Source organism: Pseudomonas sp. R9.37, from assembly GCF_963878885.1.
Lineage (GTDB): Bacteria > Pseudomonadota > Gammaproteobacteria > Pseudomonadales > Pseudomonadaceae > Aquipseudomonas.
The window spans coordinates 1-15,033 of record NZ_CAWNZA010000020.1 but is presented as its reverse complement, the minus strand read 5'-3'; the positions used below and the strand labels follow the sequence as shown (position 1 = coordinate 15,033).

Sequence of the window (15,033 nt, the reverse complement as noted above, 5' to 3'; positions counted from 1 at the left end):
GCCATGGATGGCCCGTCACGGCGGCCCACGGATTCAAGCCGGAGTGAGGGCACACCGAGCCTAAGCGAGGTGCCGAGTGGTGGGGCAAGAGCCCTTTGGTTACTTTGGGGCTTTTCCAAAGTGACCCACCGTAAGGGCGGCACCCATCCCAGCCATCACCCAATAACGGATATCCCCCCTCCCTCCGATCCCCCCAACACCCGAGCAAACACCCCATCCACAGGACTGCGCAACGCGTGCCCCGGATGGCAGTCGTGTTTGAAGCATCGGCCGGCGCCTGGTCGCAATGCTTCAGCCGCGATAACGCAGCGCTTCCACCAGCAACGCAAACGCCGGCGAGGCCTGGCGCCGGCTCGGGTAGTACAGGTGAAAGCCGGCAAACGGTGCGCACCAGTCATCCAACACCGCGATCAAGCGACCGTCCGCCAAATACGGCGCCACCAGGTCTTGCGGAATGTAGCTCAGCCCAAAGCCATCCACGGCCGCCTTGAGCAACTGGTACACACCATTGAAAGTCACCTGGCCGGACACGCGCACATTCAGGCTTTCCGAGGCTTTGCGAAACTCCCATGCATACAAGCCGCCATTGGTAGGCAGGCGCAGGTTGTTGCATGCGTGGCCCGTGAGGTCGCGCGGCGTCGTCGGCCGTGGTCGGTTGGCAAAGTACGCCGGCGAACCCACGACGCGCATGCGCATGTCCGGCCCGATGCGGGTGGCGATCATGCCGTCGGCCACATCTTCGCCCAGGCGCACCCCGGCGTCGAAACCCTGGGCGGCGATGTCGACAAAGCCGTAGTCGCAGCAGACTTCGACGGCGATGTCGGGGTATTGCGCCAGAAACGGTTTGAGCACCGGCCAGAGGATGTGCTCCAGCGCATGGTCCATGGCGTTGATGCGAATCGTGCCGGAAGGCGTGTCGCGCAAATGGCTCAGGCCTTCCAGACCAATCTGGATTTCATCGAAGTGCGGCCCGACAGTGTCGATCAGGTGCTGGCCTGCTTGTGTGGGCGACACGCTGCGCGTGGTGCGCGTGAGCAAGCGCAGCCCCAGACGGGCTTCGAGCGCCCGGATCGTATGGCTCAGCGCCGACTGTGACACCCCAAGTTTGGCCGCCGCCTTGGTAAAGCTGCGCGCACGCGCCACAGCCAGAAAGGCGAGCAGGTCATTGGCATTTTCCCTGAGCATTAGTGAGCCACTCTCATAAGTATATTCAGATTCTAGCGACTAATTATCTCAATGGCGTGCTGTTAGATTGAATCCAACCCTTGAATTCAGCCGTTAAACAGGTGAACCCGCATGCTCAAACGCACACTCGGCAACAGCTCGCTTGAAGTCTCGGCCCTGGGCCTGGGCTGCATGGGCATGAGTTTCGGCTACGGCGCCCCGGCCGACGCCCCGCAGATGATCGCGCTGCTGCGCGGTGCGGTGGAGCAAGGCGTGACCTTCTTCGATACAGCCGAAGTCTACGGCCCGTTCACCAACGAGGCGTTGCTGGGCGAAGCGCTCGCACCGTTGCGCGATCAGGTGGTGATCGCGACTAAATTCGGTTTTGCGCTCGACCCCTCCAGCAACGGGAAAGGGGCGGGCCTCAACAGCCGCCCCGAGCATATTCGCCTCGTAGCGGAAGCCTCGCTCAAACGCCTTAAAACCGATGTGATCGACCTGTTCTACCAACATCGGGTGGACCCCAACGTGCCCATCGAAGACGTGGCCGGTGCCGTGAAGGACTTGATCCAGGAAGGCAAGGTCAAGCATTTCGGGCTGTCGGAGGCGGGCGCGGCGACCATTCGCCGGGCTCACGCGGTGCAGCCGGTGACGGCCCTGCAAAGTGAATATTCGCTGTGGTGGCGCAAGCCTGAAACCGAGATCCTGCCATTGCTCGAAGAGCTGGGGATTGGCCTGGTGCCTTACAGCCCATTGGGCAAAGGGTTTCTGACCGGCAAATTCAACAGCCGAAGCACGTTTGACAGCAGTGATTTTCGCAGCAGCCTGCCACGTTTTACCCCGCAAGCCCTAAAGGCCAACCAGGCGCTGGTGGCGTTGTTGCGTGAGGTCGGGCAGCGCAAAAATGCCACGCCATCACAGATCGCCCTGGCCTGGTTGTTGGCGCAAAAGCCGTGGATTGTGCCGATTCCGGGCACCACCAAAGCCGCGCGTCTGAGCGAAAACCTGGGGGCGGTGCAACTGCAACTGAGTGCACAAGAGCTTCAGGACCTGGACGTGGCCGCGTCCAGCATTCAGGTGGAGGGCGAGCGCTATCCCGAAGCCCTGGAAAAGATGACCGGCCTATGAAAACCCTCGCCGCCGCAGCGCTGTCGCTGTCATTGCTTGCCCAAGAAACCCGCGCACAGGAGACCCCAATGCTCACCATCACCCCGAATGGCTCGCAACCTTCAGCCCAAGGCCCGGCCGACTGGTTCACCGGCACCGTGCGCGTCGACGCACCCTTCAAAGGCACCGACGCCGCGCGTGTCAGTGGCGCCACGGTGACCTTCGAACCGGGCGCACGCACCGCCTGGCATACCCATCCTTTGGGACAGACGTTGATCGTCACCGCCGGTGCCGGGCTGGTGCAGGAATGGGGGCAGCCGGTGCGTGCCATCCGCCCCGGCGACACCGTGTGGATCGCCCCCGGCGTCAAGCATTGGCATGGCGCGACGCCGACTACTGCAATGACCCATATCGCGATTGCCGAAGTACTGGATGGCAAGGTGGTGGATTGGCTGGAACAGGTCAGTGATGGGCAGTACGCGCCGGCGCTGTGAGGTTAAACCTGCTCTGCTTCACGCAACTGCACACTCATGTCATCACAACTGCTCGCCCAGTCGCTCAGCCACTGCGGCATCGGCGGCGATTGCTCGGCCAACCCCAGCTCCCGCACAACATCTGCCGGGGGCAGGGTGCCTTTGGCTGAGCGAAACAGCCCGCGCATCACCACCACGCCCACCACCCGGCCCTTGCTGACGAAACGGTGCTCCATCAGGCTCCACTTGTGGTCCCAGCCGAGCATTCGGGTGTGCACCTCGAAGACTTCGAACAACTTCAGTTCGCGGCGAAACTTGCCCCAGGTATCGCCCACGATCGGCAGCGCCTTGTTACGCAAGGCCACGCGAAATGCGCCGGTACGCAGTACAAAATCCATCCGCGCCACATCGGCCAGGGAGAAATACCGGCCATTGGTGACATGCCGGTTCAAATCCAGGTCCAGGGGCCACACGCGCATGCGCACCACAGTGGTCTCCAGACCATGGGCCGGTTTGCGCCAGGGGCGACGGGACAGCATGTAGAGCAATCGAAACCAGAGATTCATAAACGCGCCAGACAGTTGATCAGTGGCAGCACTGTACGGGCGAGGAATCGGCTAAGGTAGGTGCGCAAATGACTTATTACATGCGAAAAGCGCAAACAGGCTCCTTTATGCACATCACTTTACTCCTGGCCGATCAATGCTCCGCCGCCAGCGCCACCCTGGCGCTGGAGATGCTCAGCGCGGCCAACCTGTTTGCCGAGCGCGCGCCATTCGAGATCGTCGTCGCGTCCCTGGATGGCCAGGCCGTGGACGCCTGGGGCGGGCAGCGTTTACAGGTGATGTGCTCGGCTGCCCAGGTTCTTCAAACCGACCTGATTCTGATCCCCGGCTTCCTTTTTACCCTTAAAGAGGCCTTGCCGAGCTTTCCGGCCTACGGGCCCTGGTTGCGCCAACAGCACGCCCAAGGGGCAGTGCTGGCGTCGATGTGCACGGCGGCGTTTCTGCTGGCCGAGACCGGCATGTTGCAGGGCCTGCGCGCCACCACCCACTGGGCGTTTGCCGAGTTTTTCCGGCGCCGTTACGCCGACGTGGTGCTGGATGACACGCAGATCCTCTGCGAAGAAAACCGCGTGATCACCTGCGGTGGCGCCAGTGCCGCGATGGACCTGATGTTGCACCTGATCCGCCGTTTCGGTTCACCGGAGCTGGCGCATACCTGCGGCAAGTACCTGTTGATCGACAACGTGCGCACCGAACAGTCGGTGTACGCCATGTGGTCGTTGCCCAAGAGCCACGGCGACGGCGAGGTCCTGCGGGTGCAACATTGGCTGGAGCAACAGTTTGCCCAGCCGTTGGTCATCGATGACGTGGCCCGGCGCTTCGGTTTTGGCGTGCGTAATTTCAAGCGGCGGTTCAAGGAAGCGACGGGGTATACGCCTATCGCCTATGTGCAAACCCTGCGCCTGGAGCGCGCCAAGCAGATGCTGGAGTCAACGCGCATGACCCTCGAAAGCATCACCTACGCGGTAGGGTATGAAGACAGCAATTCGTTTCGCCGCCTGTTCCAGCAGCGCGTGGGGATGCTCCCGGCGGCGTATCGCAAGAAATTCCTCGCCACCGCCGGCTGATTCAGCGCCGCAGCTGCGCTTCACCTTCGATGCATGCCACCAGAAACTCCATCACCACCTTTACCGACGGCGAGCGACGCATATCCGGGTACACCGTCAGCCAGATATCACGGACCGGCCCGTCGCCGGGCGTCGGCAACCTGGCCAGCAGCGGATCGTGGTCGCCCACCAATGTTGGCAACACCACTGCGCCGACGTGCGCGCGTGCGGCCATCTGTTGAGTGATCAACTCGCTGGCCGCAAACACGATCGGGCGTTGGCCGCGCAGTTGGTGCAGCCATGCCTGTTGCGGCAAGTGATCACGGCTGCTGTCGTAGGCGATGAAGGTCCATTGGGCGGCAGGCAGCTGCGTGAACCCGGGCGCGCCATAAAGACCGAAGCGCACCACGCCGACCTTGCAGCGCACCAGCGCCTCTTCGTCGGGGCGCACCGTGCGCAGCGCGATATCGGCCTCGCCCTTGTCGAGCGCAGCCAGTTGAGTGGACGGTATCAGCACCAGATTCAGCTGCGGGTACTGGGCCCGCAACCGCGCTATGTGAGGCGCAATGCAGTGGTTGGCGATGGACGGCGGGCAGCTGACCCGCACCGTCCCGGCCAGTTCGATGGAAGCTACCCGCGACAGGCGCAGCACGTCGGTGGCCATCTCGCCCATGCCCGCGGCCAGCTCGGCCAGCGCCAGGCCTTGAGCCGTGAGCGGCCGGCTGCGTGGCAGGCGGTCTACCAGTTTTACGCCGAGGGCTTTTTCCAGCGCATCGACGCGGCGCCCGACGGTGGCGTGTTCCACCTGCAACTCGCGGGCGGCCGCCGACAGCGACTGGGTGCGGGCCAGAACGGTGAAGTAATACAGATCCTGCCAATCGAACATCGGGTTATTTCCGCACGGAGGCTGGGAGGTGTTGGGGAATATTCCTACCGAGCGTGCCCTTTTACCATGGCCGCTTCCCAGTGCACACGGAGTTGTTCCCCGATGAAAGCCATCACCCTGCAAGCCTACGGCGGTCCCGAAGTCGCCCAATTGCGCCACGACGTTGAAAAACCCCAGGCCACACCGGGGCATGTGCTGGTCAAGGTGGCCTGCGCCGGGATCAATTTCATGGACATTCATACCCGCCAGGGCAAATACGCACACTCTTCGACGTACCCGGTGCGCCTGCCGTGCACCTTGGGCATGGAAGGCGCCGGCGTGGTGGTTGAAGTCGGTCCGGGCGTCAGCCACCTGGCTGTGGGCGACCGCGTGGCCTGGTGCATCGCCTGGGGCGCGTATGCCGAGTATGCAAATGTGCCTGTCGAGAAAATTGCGCAGATCCCGAACGCAATCAGCTTCGATCAGGCCGCTGCGGCGATGTTTCAGGGCTGCACCGCGCACTACCTGATTGACGATGTGGCCCGTTTGCAGGCGGGCAGTACCTGCCTGGTTCATGCCGCGTCCGGCAGCATCGGCCAATTGCTGGCGCAGATGGCGCGTCGGTTGGGGGCAACGGTATTGACCACCGCCAGCACCGTCGACAAATGTGCGATCGCCTTGCAGCAGGGCGCCCATCAAGCCTGGACCTATGACCGATTTGCCGATCAGGTACGGCAAGCCACGGGCGGGCGAGGGGTGGATGTGGTGTTTGATTGCGTCGGCAAAAACACCTTGCGTGAGAGTTTTCGCGCCTGCCGTACGCGCGGTTTGATCGTCAACTACGGCAATGTCTCGGGCTCGCTGACAGACCTGGACCCGATGGAATTGGGGGAGGCGGGCTCGTTGTTCTTGACGCGCCCACGACTGGCTGACCACATGGCCGATGGCGCGACTGTGCAACGGCGTGCCAACGCCGTGTTCGCGGCAATGTTGGAAGGGACGCTGACAGTGGACATCGAAGGGCATTACAGCCTGGAGACGGTGCAGCAGGTCCATGCACGTATCGAGGCACGGCAGCAGATCGGCAAGGCGGTACTGTGGGTGGACCGCGACCTGCATTAACCGCAGGCGAAAAAAAACCGGCTGATCAGGCCGGTTTGGGGTGCCCCGCGAACAGTGCGGGGTTACGCGTTGTGCCCTTGCAGACGATCCGCACCGCCTTCAGCCAGACCGCGTTCCTGCAGACGATCCGCACCGCCTTCAGCCAGGCCACGTTCCTGCAGACGATCCGCACCGCCCTCAGCCAGGCCGCGTTCCTGCAGACGATCCGCACCGCCTTCAGCCAGGCCGCGTTCCTGCAAGCGATCCGCACCGCCTTCAGCCAGGCCGCGTTCCTGCAAGCGATCCGCACCGCCTTCAGCCAGGCCGCGTTCCTGCAAGCGATCCGCACCGCCTTCAGCCAGACCGCGTGCCTGCAGGCGATCCGCACCGCCTTCAGCAACACGACGGTCCAGCAGACGGTCAGAACCGCCTTCGGCTACGGAGTTACCTTGCAGGCGATCCGCGCCACCTTCAGCGACAACCGGGTGAGCAAAAGCGTTTGCAGCGAGTACCGAGAAAGCGAGGCTAAGCAAGAGTTGGCGTTTCATGGTGGTGTGCTCCGAGTGTTCTAGTTGGGTGCCGTTTGGCATGGGTTTGATGTTACGCGTTGGTTTTTTTAAGAGAACTTCATTGAGCTGATGGTGACTATCGATGCCAGCGATGACCCGTTTTGGGGCGGGTCATCGCGGTGACGATCAAGGCATCTGCGGCCTTTCCTGAGGGCGCAGGTCGAACACCAGCACCTCGGCATCCTCGCCGTGGCTCAGGTTGATCTGCCGTTCATCCCGCACGCGGGCACCGTCGCCTTCCTGCAAGCGCTGGCCGTTGACTTCAACGCTGCCGCGGGCCACATGGATATACACATGGCGATCCGGCGGCACGTCCAGCGTCGCGGCTTCGTCGCCGTCGAACAGCCCGGCATACACCCGCGCATCCTGGCGCACATTCAGCGAACCCTCGGCACCTTCCGGCGAGATGATCAATTGCAAGCGCCCACGTTTCTGCGCCTCGCTGAAGTGTTCCTGTTGATAGCGCGGCTCGGCGCCGACCACATTCGGCACGATCCAGATCTGCAGGAAGTGCACGCCCTGGCGTTGGCTATGGTTGAACTCACTGTGCGCCACCCCGCTGCCGGCGCTCATCAACTGCACATCGCCAGGGCGAATCACCGAGCCGGTGCCCAGGGTGTCCTTGTGTTCCAGGGCGCCTTCGAGCACGTAGGAGAAAATCTCCATGTCGCGGTGCGGGTGCTGGCCGAAGCCTTTGCCGGCGGCAACGCGGTCATCGTTGATTACCAGCAGGTCAGAAAAACCCTGCTCGGCCGGGTTCCAGTAATTGGCGAACGAGAAGGTGTGAAACGACTTCAACCAACCGTGATTGGCGGCGCCGCGGTCCGAAGCTTTGCGAAGGGTCAGCATGGTCTTGTCCTCAAGTGAGAGCGGGCTGCGTCATGCAGGGCTCTTGCGTTGAGAAGAAGGTTAATGGTTAGCGTGGAATTCATTAAGAAGATGAAAGCAGAATAACTGTCTCTATCAAGTTGACAGTAAAAGGCATGCCATAATGGCGCCTCGACTTCCTTCTCGATGGACTTTCTCTGCATGAAAACCGTGGCCATGGCGCTGTTTCCGGACTTTTTGCTGCTCGATATGGCCGGTCCACTCGAAGTGTTTTCCATCGCCAATCGCTACCTGCCGGCGAACGCTCACTATCAGATCCTGACCATTGGCACCGAACCTGGACTGCTGCGCGCCTCCAATGGTGTGCAGGTGCAGCCCGACCTGTTATTGGCGCAGGCTCACGACGCCTATGACCTGTTGCTGGTGCCGGGCGGCCCCGGTGCCTATAACGAGTGCCATCCTGCGCTGCTGCCTTGGCTCAAGGCCGCCGCACCCAGGGCGCGACGCTTTGGCTCGATCTGCACCGGTGCCTTTGTGCTGGGGCATGCCGGACTGCTCGACGGCCACCGCGTGACCACCCACTGGCATTACACCGAACGCCTGATCAAGGGCTTCCCCAAGGCTATCGTCGAGACCGATCGTATCTATTTGCAGGATGGCCGCTTGATCACCTCCGGCGGGGTGACCGCCGGTATCGACCTGGCGCTGTCGGTCGTCGCCCAGGACCATGGCAAACAGGTGGCGGTGGACGTGGCCAAGGTGTTGCTGGTGGTGATGAAACGCCAGGGCGGCCAGGCCCAGTTCAGCCCGATGACGGCGGCTGTGGCGCCGTTGGAAACGGCGATTACCCGTGTGCAGAACCAGGTGCTGGCGCAGTTGGACCAGCCCTTTACCATCGACTCAATGGCCGCGTTGGCGGGCATGAGCGCACGGCACTTCACGCGGCTGTTTGCCAAGGAGGTGCAGATGACGCCCATGGCGTTCCTGCAAGGCGCGCGCATCGACCGCGCCCGGCAGTTGCTGGAAACCACCGACCTGCCACTCAAGACCGTGGCGTTTCGCGCAGGGTTTGGCAGCGTGCGGCATATGCGTTTTCTGTTCAGTGAAAAGCTAGGCCTGAACCCTACGCAATACCGACAACAGTTCAGTTAACGACAGGATGTCTGTTTCGCGCACCTGATTGGCCGTGGCGCTCCCCGTGCCAGCATTGTCCTGTCATGGCGAGCTGGCAAGATAGCCACAGGCCCATGGAAAAGGATGCGCAAACGCCCAAGGCCGGGTGTTCCAGCGCTTTGACCCGCATGCACAACCCACACGCAGTCAGCTTTGGCCCCTACACCTTTCACCGCCAACAGCGCCTGGTCAGCAAGGCAGGCCTGCCGGTGCCGCTGGGTGGGCGTGCGCTGGATATCCTCGCGGTACTGCTGGAGACGCCCGGGCAATTTGTGCGCAAAGACACGCTGATTGCGCGGGTCTGGCCGCGCAGCGTGGTGGAAGAGAACAACCTGCGCGTGCACATCGCGGCCCTGCGCCGTGCGCTGGACGGGCAGCGCTATATCCTCAATGAACCCTTGCGTGGCTACTGCTTTGTTGCGCCGTCCAGCGCCGCATCGGCGCTGCCCTGGCACAATCTGGCCGTGCGACTCAGCCCGGTGCTGGGCCGTGATGAGCTGTTGGGCACATTGGTGCGGCGCTTGTACAGCCAACGCCTGATCATGCTCACCGGCTGCGCCGGCGTGGGCAAAAGCACCGTGGCCCTGGCCCTGGCTGAACGCGTGTTGCCGCGTTATCGCGACGGCGTGTGCTGGGTGGATCTGGCAGCGGTGCAGGGGCCAACCCACGTGCTGCCTCATCTGGCCGCAACGCTGAACCTGCAACCCTGTGGCAGCGCCAACGCACTGGCCGAGCAGTTGGCGCTGCGCCAGATGCTACTGGTACTCGACGGCGCCGATGTGTTGCTCGGCGCCTGCCGCCACCTGGTGCGCACGTTGCAGGCACACGCGCCGCAGGTGACGGTGGTGTTGACCAGTCGTGAAGCCTTGCAGGTGCCTGGCGAATGGGTGCAACACGTGCCCAGGCTGGCGCTGCCGATGCCCTCGGCCTGGCGCGGTGTCGAACAGGCGATGGCCGCTGCGGCGGTTCAGTTATTTGTCGCACGGGTGCGTGCCGGTCAGCAGGGCTTTGTGCTGCGTGCCCAGGATTTGGCACCACTGCGCGACATTTGCCGGCGCCTCGACGGTATTCCCCTGGCCCTGGAACTGGCGGCAGCCCAGGTCGATGCCCTGGGCATACGGGGTGTGCACGAGCAGTTGCAACAAGGCTTGCAGGTGTTGACGCGCGGCAGGCGCACGGCAGTGGAACGGCACCAATCCCTGATCGCGGCTCTGGACTGGTCGTATCAGCGCCTGAGCCTGCCGCAGCGTTGGCTGTTCCTGCAGTTGGCGCTGTTCAAAATGGCCGTGACCTTGCCGCGCTTGAGCGAGCTGGTGGCAGGCACCGAGCTGGAACACGCCGACCTGTCCTACCTGCTGTCGCGTCTGGCGGCCACCTCGATGCTGGCGTTGGAGCCGGGCCCCGGCCCTGCGCGTTACCGCCTGCTCAACAGCGTGCGCAGCTACGCCCTGGCGCTACTGCGCGACCCGGTGCAAGTCGCGCAGTTGCAAAAGGGGTATGGGCATTACCTGGGCTTCAGTTCAGGCCGGCCGTTTGTCCTGCAACTCGTCGAGCAGGCGGCGTACACAGACTAGGTCGTGGGTGGCAAAGCCTTCGTTGAATTGCGTGTAGAGGGCGTTCAACAGGTCGCGCGCCGCCTGCCGCCGTCCTTGGCTCTGCCATAGCCTTGCCAGCGACGTTGCGCTGCGTAACTCCCAGGCCAGCGCGCCTTGCTGATGCGCCAGGGCCAGCGCCTCCAGCAGCAGCGTTTCGCGCGCGTGAAGGTCAGGTAACGCCTCGGCTCGCACGCGCAGAATCTCGGCGCTGCACCAACCGGCCGCGCCACTTCTGGCGCGTTCAAACACTTCATCATCTACGTCGATGGCGTTGAACGTCACCAGCGTGTCCCGGACCAGGCCCAGCCCTTGCAAACCCGCCTGCGGCGCCGTGCCCGCGTAGTGCTGCGCCCAGGTATGAAACAGCTGCACCGAGTGTTTTTGTGCCTGTTGCAGCAACAGGTCGAGCAACGAGCGCGCCGCGGCGGTATCGCCGTTGTAGCGGGCGATTACCACGCCGGCCAGGGCCAGCGTGTAGCAGATCGAGGTGCCGTGGTTGATCTGCAGCGCCAGCTCCAGCGCCTGGTTGGCGGTACGCCAGGCACGCTCTGCAAAACCCCGTAGCCACAGGGTGCGCGCAAGCATTGTCAACGACGCCACACTCTGGTCGTATTGCACGCCAAAGCCATGGGTGAACCGATTGAGATGGCCGCTGTGGGCCATGCGCTGGATCACTTGTTCGGCGTTGTGCAGCGCCAGTGCCTGGTTGCCGGCAAAGTGCTGCGCCAACACCCGCAGGCGCTGGGCGCTGAGGTCCAGCAATGGCTCGGATTGTGGGCCGAGCTGATCGAAGTGCAGGCTCTGTGCCAACGCCTCACGGTAATTGCCGCTGCACAAATTGACCGCCATATGGCCCGACACCGCCCGTAGCTGGCCGGTGAGGTCGTTGCTCGCTTGTGCCAGGCGCAGCGCGCCGGCAAAGGCTTGAATGGTCTGTGGCGTGCTGCCCTGGGCGTGGTAGGAGAAACTGCCCAGCGCCAGCTGCAATTCCATCTGCAGGCGTTGGCTCGGCGCGGTTGACTGCGCCAGCCGCGTCAGGGCCTTGCCCACGTACAGCCCATGCTCGTGCAGCAGCGACAGTTCCTGCCACAACGGCATCGCACTCACCGTGAGGCGAATACCCAGCAGGTGCGCACCCATCTCGCCCAGGCACCAATCGAGGGCGGCGCGGATGTCTTCGCGCAGCGGGGCATAGCGGCTGATCCACGCCTGGGTCGCGATCAGTTCCCAGTCCTCCCGGGCCTGTTCCATCAGCGCCAGGCAGCGTGCCGCATGGCGCTCGCGGGTGGCCTCAAGCTCTGCGGCCACGCTGAGTTTTTCCAGCGCGTAGGTGCGGGTGATGTCGAGCAAGCGATAGACCACATCGTCATCGCCAGCCTCGACGTTGAGCAGCGACTTGGCCACCAACTGGGTGATCGAGCCCAGCACCTCGTTTGGCGCGATCCGCTCCCCGGCGATCACCGCCGCTGCGCTGGCCAGGCTGAACCCGCCACGAAACACGGCCAGGCGCCGCAGGCAAATCTGCTCGCAGGCCGTCAGCAGCTCGAAGCTCCAGTCCAGCGTGGCGCGCAGGGTTTGCTGACGGGGCAGGGCGCTGCGTCGGCCACGCACCAGCAGGCGAAAGTTGTCTTCCATCTGCACCAGCAGCCCCGGCAGACCGAAGCGCTGGATCTGCGCCGCCACCAACTCGATCGCCAGGGGAATGCCGTCCAGGCGCTGGCAGATATCAATGGCCAGCGGCAGTTGCGCTTCGCTGAGTTCAAAACGGTCTTGATGGGACATGGCGCGTTCGATCAGCAACTGCAACGCCGGGTAGCCGAGGGCCTGGGCACGGTTGCCGGTGGCGGGCGGGCAAGCCAGCGGCTCGAGGCGCTGCACGTATTCGCCCTCGGCCCGCAGCGCTTCGCGGCTGGTGGCCAGGATGTGCACGTGGGGCGCGTGGCGCAGCAGGGTTTCGCTGATCAGGGCGATGTCGTCGAGCAGGTGCTCGCAATTGTCGATCACCAGCAACAGCTGACGCGCGTGCAGGCTGCGGGCGAAGGTCAGCAGCGGCGCATGCGCTTGGGGCGTGAGGTCGAGCAGCGCGGCGAGGTTGGGCAGGATCATCGACGGCGCGCTCAGCGGTGCCAGGTCCAGCAGGCGAATGCCGTCGCGGTAATGCCCGATCAGCAATTCGGCCACGCGCAGCGCCACGGTGGTCTTGCCGATGCCGCCTGCGCCGGTCAGGGTGATAAAGCGTTGCTGCGGCAGTTGCTGCACCAATGCATCAATCAGCGCCTGGCGACCGATCATGCGCGTGCGCCGCAGTGGCAGGTTATGGCCCTGGCTGTGGGGCAGGCCGTCGGCAGGAATCGTCATCGGTTCGATGCTCAGTGGCGCAACAAAACTGTAGCCGCGCTGGGCCACGGTGACGATGTAGCGCTGCCCGGCCTGGCCATCGCCGAGTGCCTTGCGCAGCGCCGCCATGTGCACCCGCAGGTTGCCGTCTTCCACCACCGTTTTCGGCCAGACCCGCGCGATCAGTTCCTGCTTGCTCACCACATTGCCGGCCTGCTCCAGCAGGATCAGCAAAATTTCCACCGCACGCCGTCCCAGGCGCAACGGGCGACCGGCCTCCAGCACCAGGCGTTGGCGCGGGTGGATGCAGTAGGGGCCGAAATGCACGGCCTGGTCGCTGAGGTCACTCATGGTGGCCCATGTTCGGAAAAAAGGGTTCGGCCAGCATATTCCAGGTGCGTACAGACCACTAGGCCGCAATCACTTGCGGCTTGTGACGTAAGTGGTGGTTTCGCCAGGTCATCGGGTTGACGCCTTCGCTGCGCGTGAACATGTGGCAGAAGTGCGCCTGGTCGCAAAACCCGCATTCCAGGCTGATTTGCGTGAGGCTCAAGGAAGAGCCGGTGATCAGTTCCTTGGCTCGCTGGATACGCTGTTGGCGAATCCACTCCTGCGGCGACAGCCCGGTGGTGCACTTGAAGGCGCGGGAGAAGTGGCTGCGCGACAGCGCGCAAGCCTGCGCCAGGTCGGCAATTGCCAGGCTTTCGCCGAGGTTGGCAAGGATCAGTTGTTTGGCAATGCGCTCGCGTCGGGGGCATAGGCCGCCGGTCGCGGAGAAGCGCGGAGCACAGTACTCAAGTCGGGCCATGACAAATATCCGTAGTCGATGGGAGCGTTCCCGGTGAATGGATCCAGTGTAGACCGCTTCATTTTTGGCGCCGGACCGTCTGGCTGACGAGTTAATCGTTGTTAATTTCGCCAGGTCAGGGCGCGGAAAAGACAGCACAGGCGTGCAATCGCCGCATGGCGGTATCTGCTTATCTGGCGGCCTGAAAACCGTTTGGAAGCCGCCATGAACCGCAACGACTTGCGCCGCGTCGACATGAACCTGCTGGTGATTTTCGAAGCATTGATGTTCGAGAAGAACCTGACCCGGGTTGCCGAGAAGCTCTTTATGGGCCAGCCGGCGGTGAGTGCGGCGCTTGGGCGCTTGCGGGATTTGTTCGACGACCCGTTGCTGCTGCGCAATGGGCGGGGCATGGAGCCCACGCCACGGGCGCTGGCGATACTCAAGGAGTTGCAACCGGCCATGGACACCATTTCCGGCGCGGTCAGCCGCGCCAAGGATTTTGACCCTTCCACCAGCTGCGCGGTGTTCCGTATTGGTTTGTCGGATGATGCGGAGTTCGGGTTGTTTCCGCCGCTGCTCAGTCAACTGCGTGAGGAGGCGCCTGGGATTATCGTGGTGGTGCGTCGGGCCAACTACCTGCTGATGTCGGCGTTGTTGGCCAGCGGGGAGATTTCGGTGGGGGTGAGTTACACCACGGAATTGCCGGCGAATGCCAAGCGCAAGAAGCTGCGGGATATTCCATGCAAGGTGCTGCGTGGGGATGACGGGGAAGCGCCGCTGACCCTGGATGATTACTGCGAGCGGCCGCATGCGATGGTGTCGTTTTCGGGGGATTTGAGCGGCAATATCGACCTGGACCTGGCGCGGATCGGCCGGGCGCGCCGGGTGGTGTTGGCGGTCCCGCAATTCAGTGGGTTGCGGGCGTTGTTGGCGGGCACGCGGATTATTGCGACGGTGCCGGATTATGCGGCCTGTGCGTTGACTGAGGGGACGGTGTTACGGGCGCAGGATCCGCCGTTTGAGATTGAGGCGGCGGAGCTGTCGATGGTTTGGAGTGGGGTGCATGATAATGACCCGGCGGAGCGGTGGCTGCGGTCGCGTATCAGTGAGCATATGTCGCGGGCGGTTTAGGCGTGGCGGCCTCTGGGCCGACCAGGTTGGGGGTCGGGTTGGGTACATATCCGTTGCTGCGGTCACGGCCACTTAGGGTTCCGCTCTTACAGCGGGTCACTTTTGGCAAACGCCCCAAAAGTAACCAAAAGGTCTCTGCCCCACCACTCGGCACCTCGCTCGGGCTCGGTGTGCCCTCACTCCGGCTTGAATCCGTGGGCCGCCGCGACGGGCCATCCATGGCCCAACGCGGCTAACCCGGCGTCCTGCCGGGTTACCCACGGATTCAAGCCTGCGTTCGGCCAGCGT

Annotated in this window: 14 protein-coding genes; 7 read left to right on the top strand and 7 right to left on the bottom strand. The window is 63.4% G+C overall.

The features are described from left to right. Positions 1 to 291: 291 nt before the first annotated feature. Positions 292 to 1,185 carry a LysR family transcriptional regulator gene (locus tag AACU78_RS12095; RefSeq protein ID WP_106580731.1) on the bottom strand — a complete coding sequence of 298 codons (894 nt, stop codon included), beginning with the start codon at positions 1,183 to 1,185 and terminating at the stop codon, positions 292 to 294. 111 nt (positions 1,186 to 1,296) lie between these two features. On the opposite strand from AACU78_RS12095, the gene AACU78_RS12090 reads away from it, so the two are divergent. Together AACU78_RS12090 and AACU78_RS12085 are read left to right on the top strand one after the other, a co-directional pair. Further along, a complete protein-coding gene (locus tag AACU78_RS12090) occupies positions 1,297 to 2,292 on the top strand; it encodes an aldo/keto reductase (protein WP_106580730.1) in 996 nt (331 codons plus the stop codon). Continuing rightward, on the top strand, positions 2,289 to 2,765 hold the full coding sequence (locus AACU78_RS12085) for a (R)-mandelonitrile lyase (RefSeq protein WP_106580729.1): 477 nt from the start codon (positions 2,289 to 2,291) through the stop codon (positions 2,763 to 2,765). Before AACU78_RS12090 ends, AACU78_RS12085 begins: the two co-directional genes overlap by 4 nt. A gap of 2 nt (positions 2,766 to 2,767) precedes the next feature. Here the strand turns inward: AACU78_RS12085 and AACU78_RS12080 are convergent, their stop codons facing one another. Next, positions 2,768 to 3,310, bottom strand: a complete 543-nt coding sequence (locus AACU78_RS12080) for an acyl-CoA thioesterase (RefSeq protein WP_106580728.1) — start codon at positions 3,308 to 3,310, stop codon at positions 2,768 to 2,770. A 107-nt stretch (positions 3,311 to 3,417) separates the two neighbouring features. On the opposite strand from AACU78_RS12080, the gene AACU78_RS12075 reads away from it, so the two are divergent. Then, positions 3,418 to 4,377 carry a GlxA family transcriptional regulator gene (locus AACU78_RS12075; RefSeq protein WP_106580732.1) on the top strand — a complete coding sequence of 320 codons (960 nt, stop codon included), beginning with the start codon at positions 3,418 to 3,420 and terminating at the stop codon, positions 4,375 to 4,377. A gap of 1 nt (position 4,378) precedes the next feature. On the opposite strand, the gene AACU78_RS12070 is transcribed toward AACU78_RS12075, so the two are convergent. Then, on the bottom strand, positions 4,379 to 5,242 hold the full coding sequence (locus AACU78_RS12070; protein ID WP_106580727.1) for a LysR family transcriptional regulator: 864 nt from the start codon (positions 5,240 to 5,242) through the stop codon (positions 4,379 to 4,381). Positions 5,243 to 5,344: 102 nt separating this feature from the next. Here AACU78_RS12070 and AACU78_RS12065 point away from each other — a divergent pair, with 102 nt between their 5' ends. Further along, positions 5,345 to 6,343: a quinone oxidoreductase family protein gene (locus AACU78_RS12065; protein ID WP_106580726.1), complete on the top strand. Its 999-nt coding sequence runs from the start codon at positions 5,345 to 5,347 to the stop codon at positions 6,341 to 6,343. A gap of 62 nt (positions 6,344 to 6,405) precedes the next feature. Here AACU78_RS12065 and AACU78_RS12060 read toward each other — a convergent pair whose 3' ends face one another. Continuing rightward, a complete protein-coding gene (locus AACU78_RS12060) occupies positions 6,406 to 6,870 on the bottom strand; it encodes a hypothetical protein (RefSeq protein WP_106580725.1) in 465 nt (154 codons plus the stop codon). 147 nt (positions 6,871 to 7,017) lie between these two features. Then, positions 7,018 to 7,740 (bottom strand): pirin family protein, encoded by a 723-nt coding sequence (locus tag AACU78_RS12055; RefSeq protein WP_106580724.1) that lies wholly within the window; start codon positions 7,738 to 7,740, stop codon positions 7,018 to 7,020. Positions 7,741 to 7,920: 180 nt separating this feature from the next. Here AACU78_RS12055 and AACU78_RS12050 point away from each other — a divergent pair, with 180 nt between their 5' ends. Together AACU78_RS12050 and AACU78_RS12045 are read left to right on the top strand one after the other, a co-directional pair. Next, positions 7,921 to 8,871 (top strand): GlxA family transcriptional regulator, encoded by a 951-nt coding sequence (locus AACU78_RS12050; protein WP_106580723.1) that lies wholly within the window; start codon positions 7,921 to 7,923, stop codon positions 8,869 to 8,871. Positions 8,872 to 8,966: 95 nt separating this feature from the next. Continuing rightward, positions 8,967 to 10,466: an ATP-binding protein gene (locus AACU78_RS12045; RefSeq protein WP_106580722.1), complete on the top strand. Its 1,500-nt coding sequence runs from the start codon at positions 8,967 to 8,969 to the stop codon at positions 10,464 to 10,466. Here AACU78_RS12045 and AACU78_RS12040 read toward each other — a convergent pair. Then, a complete protein-coding gene (locus tag AACU78_RS12040) occupies positions 10,413 to 13,175 on the bottom strand; it encodes an ATP-binding protein (RefSeq protein ID WP_106580721.1) in 2,763 nt (920 codons plus the stop codon). The two genes, AACU78_RS12045 and AACU78_RS12040, sit on opposite strands and share 54 nt — an antisense overlap. Positions 13,176 to 13,233: 58 nt before the next feature. Beyond that, on the bottom strand, positions 13,234 to 13,632 hold the full coding sequence (locus AACU78_RS12035) for a helix-turn-helix domain-containing protein (protein WP_106580720.1): 399 nt from the start codon (positions 13,630 to 13,632) through the stop codon (positions 13,234 to 13,236). A gap of 204 nt (positions 13,633 to 13,836) precedes the next feature. Between AACU78_RS12035 and AACU78_RS12030 the strand changes: the two genes are divergently transcribed. Next, positions 13,837 to 14,745 carry a LysR family transcriptional regulator gene (locus AACU78_RS12030; RefSeq protein WP_106580719.1) on the top strand — a complete coding sequence of 303 codons (909 nt, stop codon included), beginning with the start codon at positions 13,837 to 13,839 and terminating at the stop codon, positions 14,743 to 14,745. The last annotated feature ends 288 nt before the right edge of the window (positions 14,746 to 15,033 follow it).